Raw genomic sequence first — 23,889 nt, forward strand, 5'->3', positions numbered from 1 at the left:
AGTCGTCCGAGTCGCCCATAGGATTTCCCGAACGAAAACGGAAATCCGAGGAACGGTTTTGTGAGTTTATTTCATTCCGAAAACAAGACCCGAGTCGTTTGGGATATTATAATATTCTTTTGTATTCTTTATGCGGCGTTGGAATCCCCGCTTCGTTTGGTTCTGAATTACGAACAGGGTCTTACGATGAGCGGAATTTATATCGCGGTTGATCTTCTCTTTTTCGGCGATATTCTGGTCTGTTTATTCTCGCCCGAATCGTTTCGACACCGATTGATCTACATCGGAAAGGAAAAGACGATTCATTATCTCAAGACCTGGTTTGTGTTCGACTTTATCGCGGCTTTTCCGTTTGAGATCGTCGCACAGAAAATTCTTTCCATAGAATTGTCCTCACATCCGTTTCTGTTTCTCGTGTTCGGGCTTACGAGAATCGTAAAGGTCGTTCGTGTTCCCGCGATTCTTCACAGACTCAATCTTGCGTTCAAACCCGCCCCCGGAGTTTTGCGTCTTGTATTGCTCGGATTTTGGATCAGCGTAGTCGCTCATTGGTGCGCGGTGGGTTGGTTGTATATGGATGAGATCGATTCCTCCAAAACCGGTTGGGACGAATACATTCGAGCCTTATACTGGTCCGTGATGACTCTTGCAACCGTGGGTTACGGAGACGTTTTGCCCGTGACTACCAATCAAAGAATCTACGTGATTCTCGTGATGATGCTCGGCGCCGCGGTTTACGCGACCGTGATCGGAAACATCGCGAGTATATTAGGAAATTTAGATTTAGTCCGCGCGGCTCAGATGAAACGTATGTCTCAGGTCGATTCGTTTTTGAGGGCGAGAAATCTTCCGTATTTGATCCGAAGAAAAATCCGGGATTACTATATGTATATCATGGAACGAGGATTCGGTGAAAACGAAAGAGAATTGTTAAACGACTTGCCGATGTCCTTACAAAGAGAAGTGAAAATTCATCTTCACAGAGAATTGCTCGAAAAGGTTCCCTTTCTCAAAGGAGCGGATTCTTCTCTGGTTACGACTCTCGTGTTCGCGTTAAAACATCATATCTTTTTACCGGGAGATATCGTATTCAGAAAAGGTGATGTAGGTCATAATCTGTATATCTTAAGCGAAGGAAACGTTGAGATTCTCGCGGAGAATGATACGGTGATCGCTTCCCTTTCCGAAGGAAAATTTTTCGGAGAACTCGCCTTGGTAAAAGAAGAACGAAGATCGGCGACGGTTCGATCTATCGGTATTTCTCAGATGTACACCTTGAGCAAGGAAGATTTTTTACAGGCCTTGAATCAGTATCCTAGTTTTAAAGAAGCGATGTATGAAAGTTTAAAGTCTTGGAAAGGAAAACCGGATTCCACGAAATCGGCGCGATCCAAAAAAAACGCAAAATCTACAAAGAAGAATTCTTCCCGGAAGAGAAAGTGATCCGTATCGAATTGGAGATTCAATTCAGATCGAGTTGAACCGAGTTCGGATTAAATTTCCAGAACCGCAAAACCCTTTTTGATCGTTTCCTTTTTGTTTCCTACTCTGATCTTACCGGAAATTTTTCCTTCGATTCTTTCCATCGGAATCTTTTTACCGAAAAAACCGGAGATCGTATGTTGTGTGGTTCGAACCGGAGTTACGGTCAATTCGATTTGATCGGAGGGATCGTGAAGGACGTAAGACAGAGATTCTTTTTTGAAAGTCGCCGTTTCCAAGAAGGTCGGAACTCCGTTCTTCCAAATAAGAATCCCGGTGTTCTTGTTGATGTTCAGACGAAAGGAATTCTTCCCCGAAGTCCAACCGTAGATACGGGATTCCGGGAAAAAGGATTGGTTTCCAAAACCCGTCGCGATGCTGTAAGAAAGTTTTTCCGAAGACTCCAAATTCCAAGTGTTGTCGTCGATCGAAAGCTGACCGCGAACGGAAAGATCGGGAGAAATCAAACGGAACAACCAATCCTTACCGGATTCTTCCAAAGAAGAAACGGGCTTATGCGTTTTTTCGACGGTGCTGACGAGCGCGTCGAGTTGTAAGTTGAGATTGGAGGCCAAGATGGAAGAATGCGTATAACCCTGTTGGATCGTATCGTCCAATCGGAAATTGAATCTTTGGTTTCCTTGGGTAAAACTCCAGTAGCCGTTTCGAAACGTCCCTCTGGAAAGAAATTCTTTACCGGGGCTACCGGCCCATTCGAAGTCCTTAAAATTCTCGTGTTCAAAAAACCAGAGGTTGAGAAGGGCCTTGCAGGCGCCCGGACCGCGAAAAATTCGCAAGCCGAGTAGGAAATCTTCTGTAATCAAATCGACTAAAACGGAGTCTATTTTCTTCCAGGAAGATAAGAAAGAAGTTTTATACTCTCTGGAATTATCGATTCCAAGAGTTCCTGAATAGAGACCGAGATTGGGTTCTAGTGTGGAGGGGTTGAGAAGATGGCCGATCGCCTCTTTCATACGAATTCCTTTACGATTGTCAGTTTTTTCAGAGGTTTCAAAAAAAAAAGAAGAATGTAGTCTTCCCTTCTCCTTAATTTGGGGCTTTTTCTCCGGAATTTTGCTTGCCGGGGCCCGCTTCATGGATTCCAGTAAATAGACTTTAAAAGAAGATATGTTATACAGTCAGGATACAAGCAATTTACTCTCTTACGGAGAGAACTATTACCAACCTCATTACCAGCCTATCCTGGAAGTCACCAACTGCAATATCATAGGATACGAAGTTCTCGGTAGATTTTATTCTCCCGAAAAAAACGAGTATCGTTCCCTCGGTTATCAATTCCACAATCCCGAACTCGATACGATTCGTCTGATCCAGATCGATCGTTTGATCCGAGAAAAGGCGATCCGTCATCTCAAGGACACCGGACTCAGGACCAAGTTGTTCCTCAACATGATGCCTAACTTTCTCTCCATGATTCATACCGGAGACGTTCTGGATCTGAAGAGACTTCACGTTCTCAATCTCATCGAAAAATACGATATATCCCCCGCCGACGTGGTTTTAGAAATCACCGAGGACAAGTTCGACGGAAGTATCGAAAAACTTCTTTCGATCGTAAACGTGTTTAAGGACTACGGATTTAAGATCGCCGTGGACGATCTCGGAGTCGGCTTTTCCAATCTCGAAAGAATCGGTTATATTCATCCCGACATCATGAAGGTCGACATCAAGATCATGCGGGAAAGTTTAAACCGAAGATCCTTCAAAAACGTTTTGAGCGCGATCGCGGACATGTCCCAAAAACTCGGATCGGATCTTCTTTTCGAAGGAATCGAAACCGAGGAAGAATTGCATCTCGCACTTTCGATGGGCGCCAACCTTCTCCAGGGATTTTATTTTTCAAGACCTCAGGTTGAGTTTCAGGATAAGAAACAGTTCAACAGAACGCTTCGAGACACTTTGGAAAAATTCTCGGGTCTTCGCTTTATGGAACTTCTGGAAGAATTTCAAAAGGGTCAAGCGGTCATAGACGCGCTCGGTGAAAAGTTGGAAGCGCTTCGTCATAACGGTAAAGAAGATCTTCCGGTTGTTCTTCATCTTATGCTCGGCAATCTTCCTTCGGAGATTCTTTCCGTATTCGCTTGCGACATCTTCGGTTATCAGATCACTCCTACGTATTTTCGTTCTCATCCCGGGGAAGAATGGGATTCCGACCTGACCGAGATCGGGAACAACTACGCTTGGAGGCCGTTCTTCATTCGTCACAAAGCGAAGGTGGTTCAAAGCGGGGCGAAGTGGACCGTGACCGAACCGGTTTACGATATGGATCTCCACAAACAGGTCGTGATCTTTACCTACACTCTTCGAGATAATTACATTCTCATCATCAAGATGGACTGGGAACGGGTTTAAGAAAGTCGCCCCGTTCTTATGTCGGATTGTCGTACCTCCGACAAATCTTAACGAGTTAGATTTCGGTTGAAATTTAAGAATTTTCTGATATAGAAAATTCTTCCGATTTTTTCCCGCCACCTCTCCACCTCCACCCAATCTGGGTGGGGCGCGCAAGTTCACTGAAAGATTGTCGTACCCCCGACGAACATCCGATCTTTACAATTGATCTCTCCTTACAAAAAAAAACACTGGTAGAATAGGGGAAGGTGCTTTTGTGACCGAGATTCTAAAAATCCAGGACCTCAGGGCGGGAATTCAAACCGGAGATTCCGGAGAAATCAAAGAGATCGTAAAAGGCGTCAATCTTACGATTCGACCCGGAGAAGTGCACGCCATCATGGGACCGAACGGTTCCGGAAAAAGCACCCTGTCCAACGTCATCATGGGTCATCCGAAATACCAAGTGTTGTCGGGTGATATTCTATTCGAAGGAAAATCCATTCTCAATCTACCGACCGACGAACGTGCCCGTCTCGGAATCTTTCTTTGTTTTCAATATCCGACGAGCATTCCAGGAGTTACGATCGGTAACTTTTTAAAGACCATCGTCAAGTCCGTTCGCGGTAAGGATGTTCCCGTTAAGGAATTCAGAAAAGAACTCAAAGAATCCATGGCCGGACTCGATATGCCCGAGTCGTTTATCTCCCGTTATGTGAACGACGGATTCTCCGGCGGAGAAAAAAAGAGAAACGAAATCCTTCAGATGAGTTTACTCAAACCGAAACTTTCCGTGTTGGACGAAACCGATTCCGGACTCGACATCGACGCGCTTAGAATCGTAAGCGAAGGAATCAATCGGAACAAAACCGCGGAACGTTCCATCCTTCTCATCACACACTATCAAAGAATGCTAAACTACATCACGCCCGATTTCGTTCACGTTTTCGCAAAGGGAAGAATTCTCAAAACCGGAACGAGAGAACTCGCGCTCGAATTGGAAGAGAAAGGATACGACTGGATCCTTGCCGAGTCCGGGGACTGAAACGAAAGTGACTTTGGAAGTTCAGTTCGAAGACCGAATCTCCCGGAGCGCGGAGCCGCAGGCTCTGAAGGATTTCCGCAAAAGGGTTTTTGCTAAATTCAAAACTTTGAATATTCCAAGAACGGAAAACGAGTCTTGGAGAAAAATCCCTCTTTCCAATTTTCATCCGGAAGAATTCTCCGAGGTTCCGGGCGCGGACGCCGTAGTCTGCAAAACCCCGAGTTCCGTAAAACTCGTAAGATCCGAGGAGCTTACCGGAAAAGAACTCGAATTCTTTTTAAACGCACTCGAAAGTATATTCCAAAAACGAAATGAAGAATGGTTTACCCTATTCAGCCTTTCCTCCTTTACGCACGGGGTTTATCTCGAAGTCGAATCCGATCGTGTGATCCAAGAGGAGATCGAAATCAAGTTTCGACTCGAAAAAGGAAATCAGATTCTTCCGTTAGTTGTCGTTAAGCTCGGAAATCACAGCAAGGCCTTTGTCGCGGAACGTTACGAATGTCCCGAAGAAAAGGATTTTAAACTCTTTCAAGGTTTGACTTCGATTCACGTCGGTGCGGGCGCGAAGGTCACGTATGCGGGCATAGAATCCTTCGGATCTTCCGTGTTTCATTTTCAGAATTTATTCTCGGATCAAAAAGAGGATTCGGACGTAAAGATCGCAAAGGTAACTCCGGGCGGGTATAAAGGGAAGAATCTTCTCAACGTGGAACTTTCCGGCAAAGGTGCGCGTGCGCGTGTGATCGGACTTGCTCCGATGTCCGACCGAGAATTTCAGGATTCCGAAGTGAAGATCGTTCACAACGAAAGTCATACGGAAAGTTCGATTCTTTACAGAGGTGCGTTCAAGGATAAGGCCCATCATATCTTTACGGGAAATCTTCATATTCCGAATTCCTGCAAGGACGTGAACGCGATCCAGATCAACAACAACCTTCTTCTCAACCGTTCCGCAAGAGCCGAATCGATTCCGAAGCTCGAAGTATATGCGGAGAACGTAAAGTGCGAACACGGCGCGACCGTCGGAGAGATCGACGAAGAACAATTATTCTATCTTGCTTCCCGTGGAATCGACGAGGACGAGGCCAGAAGAATGATCGTGGACGGATTTTTAGGCCAAGTCATTGGTGAAATTGAATCCGATTCTATACAAGAGGAACTTTTTCAATTGATCGTCCGTAAGGTGGAAGGTTAAATATGAGCTTTCGTAAACTCGCAAATCTGTCCGAAATAGAAAACGGGAAAGTCAAAGTAATTGAAACCCGATATAATAGAATCGGGATTACGAGTTTGGACGGAAACCTTTACGCGTTCGAAGACGTTTGCACACACGACGGAGAGGCGATCTCCGAGGGAGAATTGTGTGGAGACGTAATCACCTGCCCGAGACACGAGGCGCAGTTTTCGATTAAAACCGGAAAGGCGCTTTGTATGCCCGCTGTGGAAGATCTCCCGATTTATCCGGTGAGAATCGTAGGTGACTCGATCGAGGTGGACTTGGAGGATTGACATATATGAGTTTTTCCGCGGAAAGAATCAGGACCGATTTCCCTATCTTGGGAACTAAAATGAACGGGAAGCCTCTCGTCTTTTTGGACAGCGCGGCCAGTTCTCAAAAACCTTTTACGGTCATCGATACGATCGAAAAATATTATCGCGAAGAGAATGCGAACATTCACCGGGGCATTTATTATCTTTCACAAAAGGCCACCGAAAAATACGAACTCAGTAGAATTCATCTTTCCCGTTTTATCGGAGCGCAATGCGCTAAGGTTTGTATCTTTACGAGAAACGCAACCGAGTCGATCAACTTAGTCGCTCAAACCTGGGGAAGAACCCAGATCAAAGAAGGCGACGAGATCGTTCTCAACGAACTCGAACATCATTCCAATATCGTTCCTTGGCAGATGTTGGCCCAGGAAAAAAAAGCCGTACTTAAGTTCATACCTTTGAACGAAGACAGCACATTGGATCTTACAAATCTCGACGAAATCATCACCGCCAAAACGAAGTTAGTCGCCGTGTCTCAGATGTCCAACGTGACCGGTACGATTCACGACATTCTTCCCATTCAAAAAAGAGCGAAAGAAGTCGGAGCAAAAGTCCTCGTGGACGGAGCGCAGGGAGTTTGTCACCTTCCCGTGAATATGAGAGAAATGGATTATGATTTCTACGTATTCTCCGCTCACAAAATGCTCGGACCGACCGGAGTCGGAGTTCTTTACGCGAAAGAGGAAATCTTGGAAGAGATGCCTCCTTGGATGGGCGGGGGAGATATGATCTCCCAGGTTTACAAGGAAAGATCCACTTACGCGGAACTTCCTTCCAAACTCGAAGCGGGAACTCCCAACATCGCGGGTGTGATCGGTTTCGGTTCCGCGATCGAATATCTCGAAACGATCGGAATGCAGGAAATTAGAAATCACGAAGTCGAACTTCTTACGTATGCGCTCGATCGTCTGGACGATTTCGGCGGACTCGAACTCTACGGAACGAGAGATCTTTCGAAAAGAGGGGGAGTGATTTCCTTCAACTTTCCGGGGGTTCATCCGCACGACGTGGGAACGATTCTCGACGAAGAAGGAATCGCGATTCGGGTCGGACATCACTGTGCACAACCGTTTATGGCGTTTAAGAATATTCCGGGAACCTGCCGCGCGAGTCTTTACCTTTACAATACAAAAGACGACATCGATCGATTGATCGAGGGTCTAATTAAGGTAAAGGAGATTTTCTCCCGTGTCCTTAAGCGATAGTCTTTACAAAGAAGTCATACTCGATCACTATCAAAATCCCAGATTTCGAGGCAAACTCGAACCGGCGGATCTATTCGAACACGGGATCAATCCCCTTTGCGGAGACGAACTCGAACTTACGATCAATCTAAACGGAGATACGATCGTAGACGTGCGTGTGACCGGAAAGGGTTGTTCGATTTCCCAAGCCTCCGGTTCCATGATGGCGGAATCGATCCGGGGAAAAACGGTCGCGGAAGCCGAGAATATTCTCAGCAGATTTAAGAATATGTTTTTGGAAGATCGGGATCCTAAGTTCGAAGAGGAATTGGAAGATTTGGAATCGATGGAATCCGTAAAAAAGATTCCCGCGCGGATCAAATGCGCGGTTCTTCCTTGGAATACTTTGGAACGCGCGTTGTCGCGGGCCGGAAATAAGTGAGAAAGATTATGTTAGAAGCTCCCACAAACCTTTTGGAAGAACAGATCTACGAAGAAGTAAAAAAAGTGGAAGATCCCGAAATCGGAATCTCCATCGCCGAACTCGGACTCATCTATAGAATCAAGGTCGAAGACGGAAAAGCCAAGATCGATATGACCTATACGTCCATGGCCTGTCCCGCAGGACCTCAAATGAAACAACAGGTTAAGGATCACGCGCTTCGTGTGGAAGGAATTTCGGACGCGGAAGTTGAAATCGTCTGGGTTCCGAAATGGGATCCGAGAGAAATGGCGTCGGAAGATGCGAAGATGGACCTCGGAATCTTCGATTGAAAAAACTATATTACAAAAAAAGAATTCTTTCATCCCTTCTGATTGTGAGCTTGTTCGCGACCTGTTCGCGAATTCAAAAAAAAGAGGATTCCGACTCGGATCTTATTCTCGGCTTGGGGCTCTTGAGTATATTAGGATGTACTCAATATCAAAATGCGCCGAGGGTGGATACCTTGGACGGTTTGACGAGAATTTTCGCGCTTCCGAGTTTTACGTTTCCCTGTGTCGCGAAATACAACGACCCGCATCTGATCTTTGTTCCCGCTTCTTCTCCTAAAAACATTCTCGCGGTTTTTTTGCCCGGTTCGGGTGGAACTCCGATCGGAGTTTCCAAGATCATCGAAGAAGGTGCGGCCCGAGGGTATCACAGTATCGGTCTTATGTATCCGAACGGTGAACCCATCAATGTTCTTTGTAACGGCGCGGGAAGTTCTCCGGTTTGTTTCGGAAACGCAAGGGAAGAAATCATCACCGGAGTCGACAAATCCAACGTAGTCTCCGTGGATACGAACAACTCGATAGACGGTCGTCTTTTGAAACTTCTACAGTATCTCGTGTTAAAACGACCGAACGACGGATGGGGACAATTTTTAAACGGAGATTCCGTAATCTGGAGCAAGGTTTATTTCGGAGGACATTCTCAGGGAAGCGGACACGCCGCGTATCAGGGAAAGATCAAAACTCTCGGAAGAGTTTCCATATACAGCGGGGTTTCGGATTATCATATCGCAAGCGCGACGCCCGCGACTTGGTTGACGTCCTCCGGTTTAACCGCTCCGAACTTATTCTACGGATTGATTCACGTAGGCGACGGCGTTGCGAACATCTCCGGAAATTCGAATCAGGTTACGGATACTTGGCTGAACGCTTTCGGAATGAACGGCGCCTTAACGGACGCAGATTCGGGAACCGCACCTTTCGGCGGAACACAAAGGCTGACTACCAATCGATGTTCCGGTCAGGACGATAATTCCAAACACAACTGCACGATGTTAACCACACAACAGGCGGCTTGGGATTATATTAGTTTTCCATAATTTACAGAAATTCTAATGTGTCTTGCGTTGTTCGGAAACGGGAAATCAGTCGAGTTGATACAACTGAATTAGATTTCCGAAGTTATCGTCGAAAACGGTTTCGGTTCCCACCGCGGACTTCGTGGGTTCTTTGATAAAAACCACGCCGAGTTTTTTCAGACGTTCGTATTCCTGACGGATGTCCTTCACTCCGAACACGATCGCCGGAATATTGGAATGATAAAGACCTTCTTGATACGACTTCGCGACCGGAGAAGTGTTCGGCTCGAGAATCAAACTCGTTCCTTCGGGATCTTCCGACGAGATTACGATCGCCAAATTCGCGTCGGGAACAAACGCCTTTTCTTTAAACCCGAGAATTTCCGTATAAAACCGAAACGCTTTGATCGGATCGTTCACGAATATGCCAGTAAGTAAAACTTTCATAGGTTTGCCCCGCTTGGAATTTGTAGTCGTCTTTAAGAAATGTGGGAACTCCCCGGTTTAATCTTTTTCGAAAAACAGTTTTAACGATAACAAGGTCGTAACACCCCAGGCCCCGAGGAAAGCGTAGAACTTCCAACTAAAAACATAGTCGGCGTCTTTCAAAAAGCTTACGAAAAAAGCCTCGGGGAAAAAGATTCCCGCCAACGCGCCCAAGCCGAGAAGAAATTGAACGCTGAGTAAAAGAGAACCGAGCCAATGAGAACGCCAGAAGGAACCGAAAAAGAAAACACCCGCGGATAAAAATATAAAATAGAAGTTAGACGAAACACGAAGGCCTTCGGTTTCTTCTCCGCCGAGATTGATCGTATATTCGATCCAAGTCGAAAGACTGAACAGAAGTTGAAACGTCACCGCGACAAAAAGGATTTTTTCCGAAGTCGACTTTTCCTTCCAGAACTCGGTGAATCTACCGGTAAAGGAAAGATAAAACGCGAGCCATTCTCTTAAGATGAGAGGAGTCGAACGAAAACTCCACTGGATGTCTCTCCAAAGATTACGGAGCATCTGTAACCTGAAATGTGACTTCCACTTCTATGGGAGCGTTCAAAGGAAGAGAAGGAGTTCCCACGGCAAAGCGCGCATGACGTCCTTCTTCGCCGAAAACGGAAAGAAGAAAATTGCTTCCGTGATTCGCCACAAGATGATGTTCGCTGAAGTTCGGAGAACAGGCCACAAAAACTCCGATCTTGACGATTCTTACGATCTTATCGGGACCGCCGCAAACCGCGGAAGCCGCCGCGATCGCGTTCAAGTTGGCTTGGATCATCGCCTCTTTGACGTCGTCCACGGAAAGGCCTTCGCCCAATTTACCGGTGAGCATCAGTTGTCCGTCTTTGAGAGGAAGTTGACCGGAAGTGAATACTAAGTTTCCGGATCGGTTTGCGGGAATATACGCCGCGATCGCTTGAGGAGCGGGAGGAAGTTTGTAACCTAAGGATTCGATTTTGTTTTGGACGCTCATGTTCTTTCTTATAAGAATAGTGGAAGATCCTTCCAAAAAGATTGTATTCCTCGATTTTTCAAGCAGTTTCGAAAAAAGGAATTTTCTTTCTTTTCCCGTTTCCCTTTTTTAGATCCAGAGAATGTATCCAAAACTCGAGCTCATTCCTCATCCGCAGTTTCCCGAACAGTATCAGATCTGCAAACGAACCGGCGTGTGTTTTTACAAACCCGCCAAATCTCGGGAATACAAGGATTCTTATTTCTTAGAAGAATATAAAAACCAATATCAAAAGACCTACTACGAAGACGAAACCTCTCTCAGAGCCTTGGCTCAAAAACGACTCGGAATTTTACGCAGGTTTCACGATCCAAAAGACGCGTCCTTGTTCGAGTTGGGTTCGGCCGCGGGATTCTTTTTGGACGAGGCTCGAAAATCGGGTTATCAAGTGACCGGTTTGGAGATTTCTCCGGCCGAGGTGGAATATTCTCGGAATACCTTGGGGCTCGACGTTCATTGTGTTTCCTTTTTGGAGGAGAATCTTCTGAAAGATCGATCCTTCGACGTAGTCTCGGCCTTCTTCGTGGTCGAACATTTTCCGGACGCGGACTTCGTATTTGAAAAGTTAACCGATCTTGTCAAACCCGGGGGATTTTTATTCTTAGGTTTGCCTTCTTTGTACGGTCCCACCTTTCAAACAAATCCGGAAGAATGGTTTCGCACACACCCGTCGGACCATTTTTGGGATTACAGCCCAGACTCCCTGAAAAAAATGTTGAAAGGATACGGTTTTAAGACTGAGTATAAGAAACCGATGTCCTACCACCCGTCCCGAGATCGGGGTTGGAGAGGTAAAATCCTGAGTCACCGCCTTTTCGCACGTCTCTCAGACCTCACCTGTTACGGTGATACATTCCACTTAATCGCTCAGAAGCGGCACACATGAAATTCGAAGAACTATCCATACATCCAAAGTTACTTTCAGCCATTCAAGAAATCGGATATACCGAACTCACACCGATCCAAGAAAGATCGATCCCTCACGGATTGGAAGGCAAGGACATCACGGGACTTGCACAAACCGGAACTGGAAAGACGGTCGCATTTTTGGTCCCGGTCATTCACACCATTCTTACCAAAGAAATACAAGGTGTGTCCGCGTTGGTCCTCGCTCCTACGAGAGAACTCACGATGCAGATCGCGGAAGAAGCCAAAAAACTTCTGAAACATTCCAACGGGGTTCGTGCGGTTCCGATCATCGGCGGAACGGATTACAAATCACAGAACAAGGACCTCGAAGGTCTAAACGGAATCATCGTTGCGACTCCGGGAAGATTGATCGACATGATCAAGTCCGGTTCCATCGACATATCGAACGTGGAGTTCTTCGTGTTGGACGAAGCCGATCGCATGTTGGACATGGGATTCATCCAAGACATTCGTTGGCTCCTTCATAAATGTAAGAATCGAAAACAGACTCTATTGTTCTCCGCGACCTTGTCCGTGGAAGTGATGCGACTCGCGTATCGATTCTTAAACGAGCCGGTCGAAATCCAGATCAATCCAGAAAAGATCATCACCGAAAGAATCGATCAGAAGATCGTTCACTTGGGAAGAGAGGAAAAAATTCCTTATATGACGAACCTGATCGTAAACTCGAAAGAGGAAGGTCAGGGAATCATATTCACGAATTATAAAGCGAATATTCCGAAGATCGTTCATACTCTTCGTAAATACGGGATTCCGGTAACAGGAATCTCTTCCGAGTTGGATCAGAAAAAAAGACTCAGACTTCTGCGCGATTTTAAATCCGGCAAATACCGCTACATGGTAGCGACCGACGTCGCTTCCCGCGGGATCGACGTGGAAAACATCGACATCGTTTACAACTACGATCTTCCTCAAGACACGGAGAACTACGTTCATAGAATCGGCCGTACAGCAAGAGCGGGAAGAATGGGGAAGGCGATCGGGTTTTGTTCCGAGTCCGATTACGTGGAACTCGAAAAGATCGAAAAATATCTAAAACAAAAGATCGACGTTCTCGAAGTTCAGGAAGAATACATTCAATTTCCTGCAGGTGATTTTCAAGCGTTTGTCGGCGGCGATTCCTACGATCGTGAAAAGGAAACCCACTTCAAACAAAACGGAAGACGTCCTCACGATCGGGGAGATCGCGGTCCTCACAAACACGATCGTGACAGAAGAGGCGACAAGCGTCACGCAAGTCATACACAATCGCATTCTCCAGCGAGAGACGGTCAGAAGAAAAAACCGGCGGCCGCGATTCAAGAAGCGGAATTCTTTTTGCAGAAAGCCGATTCCGTTTTATCCGCGGAACCGAAAGGCAACAAACAAGGCAATAAGAACCAGCATAGATTTCAAGGTAACAAGGACAAACAACGTCAACCTCAAGGCGGCGGTCAACAACAGAGCGGCGGAAATCAGCAACGCAATCAACAGAACCGCGACCGCAATCAGAACAGAAACCAACAGTCGAACAAACAATACGATAAGAGCAAACGGAATCTGTTCGATATCAACGATTCCACAAGAGAAGATTCCAAAAAGAAAAAAGGTTCGGTTTGGCAAAAAATCAAATCTATCTTTGGGGGCTGATCCTATTCTCCCTAAATACGTGGGAACTCGGCGCGAAAGTCGCCATTCCCACTCAGTCGTCCGAACGTTATGTGCGCTTTGAGGACGTTCAAAAAGAATTTCCTTCCTTAAAATCTTCCTTCAATCCTGCGACATTCGTCGGGGTCATTCAACATCCTTCCGGTGAAATCCGCTTTCGGGTCGGTTCCTCTTTTTATACGTTCAACCAAAGTATAGAAAAAATTTCCGTTCCCGTTCTTTATAAGGAAAAGGACTTTTTGATTCCTCCCGAAATCGTGGAGGCGCTTTTCGTTCAACTCATGTCCGAGGACGTAAGATACGAATATAAGGAAAACGTGTTGGAGTTCGATGTTCTTCCGAACGCGGAAAAACTCGGAATCAAAACCGTTCTCATCGACGCGGGTCACGGAGGAAAAGATCCGGGAACCGCTTCGAACGACGGAACAAACGAGAAGGTCGTGGCTCTTCAAGTGGCTAAGATTCTCAAAAAATTCTTTGAAAAGGTTTATCCTTCGATCAATGTCGTATTAACAAGACCGGATGATAACTTCGTGGAGCTTGATCGCAGATCGGAGATCGCCAACCGGGAACTCAAGAAGAACGGAAGTTCCTTGTTCATCAGTCTTCACTGCAATTCTTCCATCAACGAGGACGTAAACGGCTTCGAGATCTATTATCTTTCCCAAACGGCTTCCACCGAATCGGCTCGAGAAACCGCACTTCTGGAAAACAGAATTCTCAAGCCCAAGGGAACCTCGGCGGTCAAAAAGATCCAGGCGGGAATGATGTCCTCTCTCATTCAAAGAAGAAGCAGAATCTTGGCTCGATCGATCGAATCGGAGATGAAAAAAAAGCTCCAACCTCAGATCCTGTCCAGGGGAGTGAAAAAGGCGGATTTTTCGGTCCTCAGAGGAAGTCTCATGCCCGCGATTCTCGTGGAGATGGGTTATCTTTCTCATGAAAAAGAATCCAAACTTTTGGAAAGCAAGAGTTTACAAGTTAAGATAGCGAAAAGCATCGTAGAAGGAATCCGGGGTTATGAATTGGCAAAAAATTAGGGAATCTGCAATCGCGATCAGAGACGCGGCATGGGAAGCGATCAAGGCTACAGGCGAAAAAATCAATCAAGGATATCTTTGGCTTTTCCGCACGGCAACCGAAGACGGGGTTTCTCGTAAGACCTTGTTCTTAACGTATGCTTGGATCGGAGTCGTTTTATTTTTTACTTCATTCATTCTCGCGGGTAACAGTCCATTCGTTACGCTTGTTCCATTCTCCCTTTACGAAGTCGGAAACAGGGACCCGAGAACTACGATCACCATCTACGGATCGGACGGAGAACGTCAGGTTTTTCCGGTTCAAAGAAAAGTCCTTCTCGAAGACGAAGAATACCGTCACAAGACGATGACCCTGATCGGAGAGATCAGCGAATCCTCCTATTTCGATAAGACCCTCGAAAGCGGTAAGGGAGAACATTATAAAAATCTAAAGCGTCTTCCCGAAATTCAATACGCGGTTAAGGCGATCTGGAAAAACGGGGGAGTTCTCATCCTGGATTTCAGAAAGTCCACTCTTCAGGAAATTCTTTCCGGAATGAAGTTTAGAATCGATTATACATACGTTCAACAGAACATGAAAGAGGAAGACAAACAAAAGGAAATCGCCCGTAAGAAGATGGCGCTTTTGGATTCCACCTTTCTCGCTCTGGAAAAGACCGTTTTTGAGAATTTCTCCGATGTTCAAAGCCTGGAATATAGGCTGGACGGATTATCGGAACGTATTCCCGGAATGGAATATTCTCTCGATTCGACCCATAAAAGGAACTGATTCGCTCTTTCTAACCTCTTTTTAGCCGATACTAGAAACAAGATGAAATCCATTTTTTCGGATCGCTTGTTTTCGATCGGCAATAAGAAGTCCTTTTCGACCTATCTTCTCGTTCTATCGATTTTCGGAGGAAGTCTTTGGGCTTCCGCCGATCTGCAAATTTCACCCGATATTCAAAATATCACCGATTTTAGAACGGATCGGATGGCCTTTCATTTTATTCAGCTCGTCGATAAGGAAGGAAAAACTCTTCCCGATACGAATCCGAGCAGAGATTCTTCCGAAGCGACCTTGATGATCATCTATAAAGGACAACTAACGTTGCTCAAGGACGGTTTCGACGATCCGAACAAGGTAAGAGAGAAGGAAAAGGACTACCTCGTAAAAATTTCCAATTACGCAAGGCTCAGAGAATTGGAAGCGGAATACTTTCGACTTCCAGAAGCGGAAAGAACCGTAACTCCGAACAAAACTTCCGGCAATACGTCCGTCTCGTCGACATCGTCTTCCTCATCCACCGCAAATCAATCGAACACGACAACGTCACCTAACGTAGGCGAGGCGAGCCAGGCTTCTGCAGAACCGTTAAAAAGAACGAAAGAATTGGATCTTCTTTTGAAATATGACGAGGAACTTTTAAAAACGTATTCTTCCGAAAGAGCCGTCAGCGGAGAATTGGAAAGATCCGAACGTTTTTACGGAAAGGATTCTCCCAAAGCGAGTTCGATCCGTTTCAGAGCCGAAGAACTCAGAAAGAAAGTGAACGAAAGAAGAAACGTTCTGATAGACTTTCTAAAAAATCCGGGCGCTTCCACAAATCCGTATCCCGGAGATAGAAAGGACCAAGCATTTTATACGAACACTATCAACGGTGTTCCCGACTTTTATCTTCATTCCACAACTCCGAGAGAACTCGACGGACAAATGAAAGGAGAAGAAGAGGTCGGAAAAAAATACGGAGAACTTTATAAGTCCGCTCGAGACAAGTTGATCGACTCTCAAATTAGAAAATTATACTATTATCTTTGGAACCGCGAGATGACGAACACTCGAGTCAAAGCGGACAAAGTGAAGAAGGGAAAAAAAGCCGTGGTCGTTACTGGTGATTCCACGGTCTTTACGATGATCGACAAGGAAGGGGACGGAGTCACCGAATCCTTTTTTGTGGACAGCCCCGGAATTCGTTTCGCATGGGGAAGAGATCTTCCGAATATCATTTCCATCTCGAATTGTACGGACGAAACGATTCTTGCTAAGATTAAAAATCTCACGGAGGATGTTCTTTCCGGAAGAATGCCCGAAAAAATCGATAAGATAGATCTTACCGTTCCGGAAGAACAATTGGTGATCGAGTTGGGACCGAAAATTCCTCAGTGATCTACTGCGGCTCCGATCCAAAAGAGCCGCAACCTCCGTTTCAAAACGTTTTGATTAAGCGCTCGGTCCATCGTCCGAAGGCGGAGGAGTCGATGCCGTTTCCTTTTCTCGGAAGATGAATTTTTTCAAAACACCGAAGCCGCCTAAGACGGCTAATGCGATCACTTTCCAAAACTTTAATAGAAGCGCGAAAAGACCGGCCTTTGCCAAAACTTTTCCGGCGATCAAACCTCCGATTCCATAAGCCGCAACCGTATCCAAATCCGGATTAAAATCCGCATAACGATTTCCTTCGTTGAATTCGGTGGAGTTTACGATCGCGTCGAGTTCTTCGTTCACCATCGGAAGTTTGTCCGCGTCGGCGATTACGTTTAGAATGATCACACCCTTTCTACCAAGTATTCGAATATTATAATTTAATGTATCTACCTCGGAGCCTTCGAACTTCAGGGTTTTAGCCCAATGCAGTTTTTTGGCTTTCTCGTCGTAAAAAGGAGGGGAGGCCCAGCCCACGAGTTCCACGGAAGGATAACCGTCCTTCTTTCTGGCTTCGTTGGATTCTTTCATATCGCTTTTCATCTCGTCGAGAAGATCGCTATAATCCAGATCCTTCGCGTCGTCGTCCTTGATATAACCTTCTTCCGAATAATCGATGCTGATCGCATACGTAAAGTTATCGCTGATCGGATTTTGATTTTTTAGAAAGAGCATTCCGAGCGGTTCGACGCCGGGAGGGTTTCCCCATACGTTTTCCAAGACGAGTTTGCTTTGTTTGCCGTCTATATATTTGAAATTGGAAGGGACGTTTAACGTCGCGAGTTTTTCCCCCAAGATCACTTTGCCGGTTTGGTATTTAAGACCTTTTATTATATTCGTTACGTCTTCGTTCGCCTGAGCGGACAACGCAAACGAGAATAAAAACAAAAACACCGCAGATACATTCAACTTCATACGAATCTCCCTGATACGATTGATTTAAAAACCTTCGACTAATCGATCTTTTTCAGCTTTTCCAAGGTTCCTTGCAGGAATTTATATTTTTCTATATTCGCCGCAAAAATCTTTTCAAGATCGAGCATTCGAGCGTATAAATCCGGGTGTTGTTTCGGCAGATCGTAATTGGATTGATCCGGGATCTTATTGTGAACCGTGTCTATGTTTCGGATCGTCTGCGGAGCGAATTGAAGAAAGGAATACATGGGAACGATCTGTTTGTATTGATTCCACGGATCTCCTTTTTCGTCCAAGGGTTCGTCGATGATTTGATTGAGCGTTTTTAGAATCATCTGCATCTTTTCCTCGTAGGAAAGTTTAAACTCGGACACGTTGTAGAGATAACCCGCGAGAGACATGTCGTGACCGAGAGCCGCGTATGAAAAATAACCGAGGTTGTCCTTTTCAAAAGATGTGGAAAGAAGAACTTCGAACGGAATCAGTTTGTATTTCGGATTCTTCTTTAGATATTTAAGAATGAACTGAGATTCGCGGTTGTAAGCGTCCAGCTCGTAGAGATATTTTTCGAGAGTGCTCGTCATACTCAGATTGATGAATCGTTCGGGATCGTCAAAATAACTTTTTGAATGTTGGCATTCGTGAACGAATGCGGACAACACGATCGAAGGATGAGTTTGATAGAGATCGAGCAGATAAGGACTTAGATAAATGCTCGGATCGGGATCTTCCTTGGATCGAATCGAAAAAACCGCGGAGCCGAATATATCCCGTTCCAAATCCTCGCGGATGCCCACGCGTAACGCTCCGCTTCGAAGTTTGAGGAGTGTTTCTTGCACTAAAACGTAAACGTCGTCCTTTTTATCTTTCGGATTTTTCAGAACGAGAAATTCCAAATCGTCTAGGATTTTATGAACGGACTTCACCAATCTTTCCTGATCGGGTGAAAGCGTTTGGGAAAAACCCGGAAGACTCCAAAATAAAATCGTTAGGACCGAGAGAATTTTCAGGAGAACGTAGAAACGATTTACGTTATTGTCTAATTTGCGGAGAATTTTCATACGCCTTCCTAAAGGACGATTTGGTCCTAATTCTGATACACGATCGAACTCCAAATGAAGACAGGAAGATAGAGAACGGTCAAGAAATTCTTAAGACCCGATCAGGGTTCTTCTATTTCAACATTCTCTAATGTATCAAAAAAACCGGTTTGTAAAAGCGGAGCGAAATCCACCATGTCTTCGGCGTTTAACTTGAGACCGTTTTCCATCGAATAAGCCTGTAAAAGGGAAGCGCAGGCGAGATGACTTTCTCCGAGTTGCGCGTGCGCTCTCGCTTTGATGATGAGAATGTCCGAATCCGATTCTCCGAAGTATTGGATGTATAAGTCGATGAACTTAAGAGCGTTTTTATGATCCGTGACTTTGAGATAACACTGAGCGATCATATCGTAGTGCAGGAAATTCTCGTCGCTGTCCATACGCATCGAAGTCTTGAGAGAAACCAACGCTGAGTTGTAGTCGCCTCTTTGATAATAAAGATGACCGAGTTCCGCCCAGATGTCCTTGCGAAGAATCCCTCTCCCTCTCGAAAGTTTTTCCTGCGCCAAGGCTTGTTTTAAAACCGCGATCGCCTCGTTGGAACGATCCGTGTCCTTCAACAAGGAAGCCAAAGTAAGATAAAGTTCCAGTTGATCCGGATAAAGATCGATTCCTTTGGAAAGAATTTTCTTAGCCTGTTTGAAGTTGGAAACCTTGATGAGATAATTGGAATAATACAGATAACTTCCGGGTTCGTTCGGATACTGAGTTATGATTTCGTGGAACAGATTTAAGGTTTCGCGCGTGTTCCCAATATGATATTGGCACCAAGCTTGACGATTACGGATCTTTAAGATAGTTTTCGGACTGTTGGTAAAGGAAAGAGCTTCCTTATAGAGGTTGAAAGCTTTGGTGAACTCTCTTTGATTCTCCCTCTGAATCGCAGATCTGATCAATGTAGGGAAACTCACAGTTTGGACAGGTTAAAAATTTTCAAAAAACAATCAAGTTTTCTATTTATCAACCGAGAATAGAATTGGGGGAAAAAGAAAGAAAACCCCGAATTCTCGGAAGAGGGAATTTATGAATATCAACGGAAACACAAACCAGAGTTTACTATTGGAACGGGTGGCCAATCTGCCCAAAGAAATTTTTCAGGCGCAAAGCGATCTGAATCGAAAGATGTTGAATCTCGCCGTGGAGGCGGGGGTCCAGAATTCCAAGGAAGAAGGACAAAGAAGAATCCTGGACCTTTACGCTTAAGTCGTAAATCAGTTTTGATTGTAGACGGGGCGTTTGCGCTCCTTGAAGGATTGCAACGCTCCTCTAAAATCCGCAGAATCTAAGAAGCTCGAATTCCAAAGAGCGACGTAATTCAAACCCGCGTCCATCGGTTTTCCTTCCGAATAACGCATCACATCCTTAACTCCGGAAACGACGATCTTTGGATTCTCCGCGATTTCTTTTGCGGTGGCAAGAGCGACGCTCATCATTTCTTCTTCGGTTTGAAAAACCTTAGTAACAAGACCGATTCTTTCCGCTTCAATTCCGTCTATGTCTTTCCCGGTTAAAGCCAATTCTCTCGTATGACCTTGTCCTATGATTGCGGGAAGTCTGTTGATCGAACCCATGTCCGCGACGATCGCGACCTTCGCTTCACGAAGAGAAATCGAAGCGTCCACTGTCGCATAACGGATATCGCAAGCGGAGATCAAATCGAGACCGCCTCCGATACAATGTTTTTGAACCGCGGCAATAGAAGGTTTTGGAGAATCATAAACCGCGTTGATTCCTTTTTGCATTCTAAGAATGAGATCGAAAAATTTTCTGCGATCTCCTCCAAGAGGCGCTTGGACAGTGTTTCCGAATTCCTTAAAAAAAGAATCCAAGTCCAGACCTGTGGAGAATGATTTTCCTCTCGCGGCCACGACGAATGCGTGAATGTTCGGGTTTGCGTTGATTTCCTCGACGGCGTCCGGGAGATCCCGCCAGAAAGGCCAGTTCATGGCGTTTCTTTTGTCGGGGCGGTTGAGATAAAGAATGGCGGTTTTGTCTTCTGGTCTTACGACGATTTCAAAAAATTCAAAATGGGTTTTCATCCCGGTCAGTCTGGGAGGGAAAAAAATTCTTACAAGTCATTCCTGAGCTCAAAAATGCTGGACAGTTTTTAAATTATGAGAATGATTCTCATTATCTTAAAGAGGGTTTTTGGATGATTATCAGTTGGGAAAAAATTCGTCATCAGCATCCGAAAGAGGAATGGAAGCGGCTTTTGCGAGAAGTAGATTGTTCCGGAAAGGAAGGTCGCGGGAGTTCCCGCATTTTTTTAGATGGAAACGGCGGCAGGAAAATGCAGTTTAACGCAGGCGCCTTCCTGATTGAGAAGTTCGACTTTCCCGCCGATCTGTTTTGCAAGGGATTCCACAAGGGATAGTCCGAGAGATCCGGAACTTCTGTTTCGGATCGATTCTTCGGGAAGTCCGGCGCCGCTGTCGGAAACTTCCAGGGTCAACATTTCGTTGTCTCTCGTGAATTGAATCCGAATCGATCCGGAAGAAGAATTTGCAAGACCATGTTTTAAGGAATTTGTAATGAGTTCGTTGATGATCAAAGCAAGGTTCATTCCTATCTCGGCCTTTACCTTCGCTTCCTTGATATTCAGTTCCAGTAGAACCTTATCCCGATTCACTTGATAAATTTCAAAAAGCGCATCCGTAAGTTTTTTTACATATAACTCGAAGCTGATCGAGGAAAGATCCTTACTCTCGTAAAGAATCTCGTGAAGCAGAGCAACGGCTCGGAGACGATTTTGACTTTCACGGAGGACGTCGGTCGATTCTCCGTTGGTCTGTCCCGATCTAAGACTGAAGATCGAGGAGATGATCGTAAGATTGTTTTTGATTCTATGATGAATTTCTTTTAAGTAAGTGTCTTTTTCGCCGGCGGTCGTATGTTGTTCTTTGGTCCGGAGAATGTTGAACGTTCCTGTAAGTTTTTCTTCCGTTCCGAGGATCGGCGAGCTCTGCAATTGGATTTCTTGGCTACTTCCGTTTTTCGCGACTAAGAAAAGATTTCCGTTTTCGCGGGGAAGTCTGGATTTGATAACTTCTTCAACCACGTTTCCGACCGAGTCTCCGGTTCCATTCTTAAAAAATAGAATTTCTTGAATCGGTTTTCCGAGATGATCCTCGTATTTACAACCAATGAGTTTTTCCGCCGCGGGATTCATAAAAAGAAGAAATCCATTTTCGTCGGTTGTGACAATTCCCGCCCCAAGCTGATCTAACGCGCCCTTGAGTTTTTCTTCGGTTTGTTTGGAGCGTTGTTCGATTTCGTTTTTATAAAGCGCTACTTCTATGGAAGAGCGAAGTTGATCCGACTCGAATGGTTTTACGATGTAGCCTAACGGTTGTGTTTTTTTAGCTCTGTCTAAGGTGTTTTCGTCGGCGTAAGCGGTGAGATAGATAACAGGTGTGTGAAAGCGGTTCCGAAGGACCTCGGCGGTTTCGATTCCATCCAGATTTCCTTCTATGTTTATGTCCATAAGGACAAGGTCCGGATGATTCTCTTCCGCTTTTTGGATCGCTTCTTCACCCGAAGAAGTGATTCCAACAAGCTCATAACCCAGCTTTTTGAGCTTTTGGCCTAGGTTGACTGCGACGATGATCTCGTCCTCAACGACCAAAATTTTGGGTTTCTGAAGCATATTCATTAGTTACTAAAAATAACCCCGAATTCAACAAGATATTTGTCAAAATACGGAAAAAGTTGTGGTAAAAATATGTTTTCCCATTTCGGGAATTCCATACGCTCTTCCCAGTTTTCCCCGACGTCCTAGCCGGAAAACAAAAAAATGGGAAGAAATCGGCGCTCTCTATTACAACTTAACAATTAGACTCAGGATTCGAGCGGTTTCTTTCTCATTAAAATTCCTTTTTTATATTCCTTGAGGAATCAAAAACGGCCTGAAAATTCTCCCTTTTTAAAACTCCTTCCATTCTCGTTCAATTTCGGAGGACGAAGTTCTCATTGCCCGACGATTTTCGGATGAAAAGACGTTTCTCCGCTTTGACTCCGAGTAAGATCTGATAGATGTCCGTTAGGAGTGGCTTGGAAGAATAGTATCCGTGACCGAGTGAAATCAGGGAAGAATCGATGGGGTTAACGTTGATCACGTCGAATCCGGGGATGACCGTGCAGGATCCGAGTCTTCCTCCTTGATTTACGGACGCGGATGCTTGGAGCGCGCTGTCTCCGGGTGAACAATAGAGTGTGGTTCGTTTGGCGGCTTTGTTGAGCGAGTCCGAGATCAGTCTGAATTCTCCCGAATCGAAGTCGGGCGCGTTTAGAATCAACTCTTGGATCAGAGGTTTGTTCGATTCTTTTCCGATTTCGGCTAACGCGGGTAATACGACTTGATGGCCCATCGAATGGACGATGAGGTGGATTTTCTTTCCAGCACCTTGGAGGGACTTTAGAAAATTCTTAAATTCTCCTCGGGACGCTCTTGCGGACGCGAGATTTTTTTCGTAGGTTCCCTTGAGTAACACTTGGTTGATCAGTCCGGCTTCGCTTCCCGAAGGCCAAGTAAAGATCACGACTTTTCCGGGAAACTTAAGATCGTATCGGATTTGTCCTCCGCGAAGAATCGCTTCTTCGAACTTTACGTTGAATCCGTGCACGAATAAGAGCACCTCGTCGAACGGATCTTTTTTGAGGTCCTCGATGAAGTTGTCCTTCGTTTCAAACGGTTTGTGTCCTAAGAATTGAAAGTAATTCTCCCTGCTTCCGAGTCCTGAGGGAAGGGCTCCGACCTCGTGATTGGCCGGAACGTTCGTGATACAATATCCGGTTTTGAGTTCCGTCGTTCCCGTCGTTAGAAAGTAAGAATCGTTACATCCGTTTTGTGCGCCCGTGTTTTGTGCGCGGAGCGTCGCGTAGTATAAGTTGAGCGTTTCGGTTTGGTCGTAGTTTTTGATCAGTCTTTGATCGAGTAGTTCTTCGATGGTCGGGGTTTTGCATTGAAAAAGGATGAGTAAAAGTAAAGGGGCGAAAAGGATACGGTGCGCGTTTTTGATAAGGGCGAGTTTCGCGGTTTTCATTCTGGAAAAGATTTCCGAAATGTTTTTCGTTGGAAATCAAATTCCTTTTGTTCAGGGGAGATTTTTCGGGAGAATGTGGTAGTTCCTACATTCTTTGGAAACGAAGGATCTGCCCGAAG

Annotated in this window: 25 protein-coding genes and 1 pseudogene; 16 read left to right on the forward strand and 10 right to left on the reverse strand. The window is 45.4% G+C overall.

Annotated elements, in window-relative coordinates; translation table 11 throughout:
• The first annotated feature begins 60 nt into the window (after positions 1-60).
• On the forward strand, positions 61-1,443 hold the full coding sequence (locus CH367_RS02705) for a cyclic nucleotide-binding domain-containing protein (RefSeq protein ID WP_100760939.1): 1,383 nt from the start codon (positions 61-63) through the stop codon (positions 1,441-1,443).
• A gap of 50 nt (positions 1,444-1,493) precedes the next feature.
• Here the strand turns inward: CH367_RS02705 and CH367_RS02710 are convergent, their stop codons facing one another.
• Positions 1,494-2,456 (reverse strand): hypothetical protein, encoded by a 963-nt coding sequence (locus tag CH367_RS02710; protein ID WP_100760941.1) that lies wholly within the window; start codon positions 2,454-2,456, stop codon positions 1,494-1,496.
• 154 nt (positions 2,457-2,610) lie between these two features.
• Between CH367_RS02710 and CH367_RS02715 the strand changes: the two genes are divergently transcribed.
• From CH367_RS02715 to CH367_RS02750, 8 genes are all read left to right on the forward strand, one after another.
• Positions 2,611-3,855: an EAL domain-containing protein gene (locus CH367_RS02715; RefSeq protein ID WP_100760943.1), complete on the forward strand. Its 1,245-nt coding sequence runs from the start codon at positions 2,611-2,613 to the stop codon at positions 3,853-3,855.
• 256 nt (positions 3,856-4,111) lie between these two features.
• Positions 4,112-4,879 carry a Fe-S cluster assembly ATPase SufC gene (sufC, locus tag CH367_RS02720; RefSeq protein ID WP_100760944.1) on the forward strand — a complete coding sequence of 256 codons (768 nt, stop codon included), beginning with the start codon at positions 4,112-4,114 and terminating at the stop codon, positions 4,877-4,879.
• A 7-nt stretch (positions 4,880-4,886) separates the two neighbouring features.
• Complete coding sequence (gene sufD, locus CH367_RS02725) at positions 4,887-6,077, forward strand: Fe-S cluster assembly protein SufD (RefSeq protein WP_100761327.1); 1,191 nt, start codon at positions 4,887-4,889, stop codon at positions 6,075-6,077.
• A gap of 2 nt (positions 6,078-6,079) precedes the next feature.
• On the forward strand, positions 6,080-6,391 hold the full coding sequence (locus tag CH367_RS02730; protein WP_100760945.1) for a non-heme iron oxygenase ferredoxin subunit: 312 nt from the start codon (positions 6,080-6,082) through the stop codon (positions 6,389-6,391).
• 5 nt (positions 6,392-6,396) lie between these two features.
• Positions 6,397-7,638, forward strand: coding sequence for a cysteine desulfurase (locus CH367_RS02735; protein WP_100760946.1), 1,242 nt, complete (start codon positions 6,397-6,399; stop codon positions 7,636-7,638).
• The gene (gene sufU / locus CH367_RS02740; RefSeq protein WP_100760947.1) at positions 7,622-8,059 is read left to right on the forward strand and encodes a Fe-S cluster assembly sulfur transfer protein SufU; all 438 of its coding nucleotides are present in this window, start codon (positions 7,622-7,624) and stop codon (positions 8,057-8,059) included. The genes CH367_RS02735 and sufU overlap by 17 nt, the downstream gene beginning before the upstream one ends.
• 8 nt (positions 8,060-8,067) lie before the next feature.
• Complete coding sequence (locus CH367_RS02745) at positions 8,068-8,391, forward strand: metal-sulfur cluster assembly factor (protein WP_100761328.1); 324 nt, start codon at positions 8,068-8,070, stop codon at positions 8,389-8,391.
• On the forward strand, positions 8,388-9,428 hold the full coding sequence (locus tag CH367_RS02750; protein ID WP_100760949.1) for a BPSS1187 family protein: 1,041 nt from the start codon (positions 8,388-8,390) through the stop codon (positions 9,426-9,428). Before CH367_RS02745 ends, CH367_RS02750 begins: the two co-directional genes overlap by 4 nt.
• 45 nt (positions 9,429-9,473) lie before the next feature.
• Here the strand turns inward: CH367_RS02750 and CH367_RS02755 are convergent, their stop codons facing one another.
• Genes CH367_RS02755 through CH367_RS02765 form a run of 3 tightly spaced genes read right to left on the reverse strand, consistent with a single transcriptional unit; the run spans position 9,474 to position 10,875 of the window.
• Positions 9,474-9,854: a VOC family protein gene (locus tag CH367_RS02755; protein ID WP_100760950.1), complete on the reverse strand. Its 381-nt coding sequence runs from the start codon at positions 9,852-9,854 to the stop codon at positions 9,474-9,476.
• A gap of 57 nt (positions 9,855-9,911) precedes the next feature.
• On the reverse strand, positions 9,912-10,418 hold the full coding sequence (locus CH367_RS02760; RefSeq protein ID WP_100760951.1) for a hypothetical protein: 507 nt from the start codon (positions 10,416-10,418) through the stop codon (positions 9,912-9,914).
• The gene (locus CH367_RS02765) at positions 10,408-10,875 is read right to left on the reverse strand and encodes a RidA family protein (protein WP_100760952.1); all 468 of its coding nucleotides are present in this window, start codon (positions 10,873-10,875) and stop codon (positions 10,408-10,410) included. The genes CH367_RS02760 and CH367_RS02765 overlap by 11 nt, the downstream gene beginning before the upstream one ends.
• Before the next feature lie 121 nt (positions 10,876-10,996).
• On the opposite strand from CH367_RS02765, the gene CH367_RS02770 reads away from it, so the two are divergent.
• From CH367_RS02770 to CH367_RS02790, 5 genes are read left to right on the forward strand one after another with little or no spacing between them, the layout of a single operon-like run.
• The gene (locus tag CH367_RS02770) at positions 10,997-11,800 is read left to right on the forward strand and encodes a class I SAM-dependent methyltransferase (RefSeq protein WP_100760953.1); all 804 of its coding nucleotides are present in this window, start codon (positions 10,997-10,999) and stop codon (positions 11,798-11,800) included.
• Positions 11,797-13,473, forward strand: a complete 1,677-nt coding sequence (locus CH367_RS02775) for a DEAD/DEAH box helicase (RefSeq protein WP_100760954.1) — start codon at positions 11,797-11,799, stop codon at positions 13,471-13,473. The genes CH367_RS02770 and CH367_RS02775 overlap by 4 nt, the downstream gene beginning before the upstream one ends.
• Positions 13,440-14,531: an N-acetylmuramoyl-L-alanine amidase family protein gene (locus tag CH367_RS02780; RefSeq protein WP_100760955.1), complete on the forward strand. Its 1,092-nt coding sequence runs from the start codon at positions 13,440-13,442 to the stop codon at positions 14,529-14,531. The genes CH367_RS02775 and CH367_RS02780 overlap by 34 nt, the downstream gene beginning before the upstream one ends.
• Positions 14,512-15,300 carry an LIC_10740 family protein gene (locus tag CH367_RS02785; RefSeq protein ID WP_100760956.1) on the forward strand — a complete coding sequence of 263 codons (789 nt, stop codon included), beginning with the start codon at positions 14,512-14,514 and terminating at the stop codon, positions 15,298-15,300. Before CH367_RS02780 ends, CH367_RS02785 begins: the two co-directional genes overlap by 20 nt.
• Positions 15,301-15,342: 42 nt before the next feature.
• Positions 15,343-16,677, forward strand: coding sequence for a hypothetical protein (locus CH367_RS02790; RefSeq protein WP_100760957.1), 1,335 nt, complete (start codon positions 15,343-15,345; stop codon positions 16,675-16,677).
• Positions 16,678-16,731: 54 nt separating this feature from the next.
• Here CH367_RS02790 and CH367_RS02795 read toward each other — a convergent pair whose 3' ends face one another.
• From CH367_RS02795 to CH367_RS02805, 3 genes are all read right to left on the reverse strand, one after another.
• On the reverse strand, positions 16,732-17,628 hold the full coding sequence (locus tag CH367_RS02795; protein WP_100760958.1) for a DUF2167 domain-containing protein: 897 nt from the start codon (positions 17,626-17,628) through the stop codon (positions 16,732-16,734).
• A 38-nt stretch (positions 17,629-17,666) separates the two neighbouring features.
• Positions 17,667-18,689 carry a hypothetical protein gene (locus CH367_RS02800; RefSeq protein WP_100760959.1) on the reverse strand — a complete coding sequence of 341 codons (1,023 nt, stop codon included), beginning with the start codon at positions 18,687-18,689 and terminating at the stop codon, positions 17,667-17,669.
• Between the two features lie 101 nt (positions 18,690-18,790).
• Positions 18,791-19,639: a tetratricopeptide repeat protein gene (locus tag CH367_RS02805; protein ID WP_100760960.1), complete on the reverse strand. Its 849-nt coding sequence runs from the start codon at positions 19,637-19,639 to the stop codon at positions 18,791-18,793.
• Between the two features lie 112 nt (positions 19,640-19,751).
• On the opposite strand from CH367_RS02805, the gene CH367_RS02810 reads away from it, so the two are divergent.
• Positions 19,752-19,931 (forward strand): hypothetical protein, encoded by a 180-nt coding sequence (locus CH367_RS02810; protein ID WP_010573811.1) that lies wholly within the window; start codon positions 19,752-19,754, stop codon positions 19,929-19,931.
• An 8-nt stretch (positions 19,932-19,939) separates the two neighbouring features.
• Here CH367_RS02810 and CH367_RS02815 read toward each other — a convergent pair whose 3' ends face one another.
• Positions 19,940-20,767, reverse strand: coding sequence for a crotonase/enoyl-CoA hydratase family protein (locus CH367_RS02815; protein WP_100760961.1), 828 nt, complete (start codon positions 20,765-20,767; stop codon positions 19,940-19,942).
• A gap of 113 nt (positions 20,768-20,880) precedes the next feature.
• Between CH367_RS02815 and CH367_RS21115 the strand changes: the two are divergent.
• Positions 20,881-21,000, forward strand: a pseudogene (locus CH367_RS21115) (LIC12628 family protein); the annotation flags it as partial.
• Here CH367_RS21115 and CH367_RS02825 read toward each other — a convergent pair.
• The gene (locus CH367_RS02825; RefSeq protein WP_100760963.1) at positions 20,995-22,380 is read right to left on the reverse strand and encodes a histidine kinase dimerization/phosphoacceptor domain -containing protein; all 1,386 of its coding nucleotides are present in this window, start codon (positions 22,378-22,380) and stop codon (positions 20,995-20,997) included. The pseudogene CH367_RS21115 and the gene CH367_RS02825 sit on opposite strands and share 6 nt — an antisense overlap.
• A gap of 292 nt (positions 22,381-22,672) precedes the next feature.
• Positions 22,673-23,770, reverse strand: a complete 1,098-nt coding sequence (locus CH367_RS02835; protein ID WP_244284449.1) for an alpha/beta hydrolase — start codon at positions 23,768-23,770, stop codon at positions 22,673-22,675.
• Positions 23,771-23,889 lie beyond the last annotated feature (119 nt).

Origin of the sequence: Leptospira barantonii, assembly GCF_002811925.1 — a bacterium.
GTDB classification, from domain to species: Bacteria; Spirochaetota; Leptospiria; order Leptospirales; family Leptospiraceae; genus Leptospira; species Leptospira barantonii.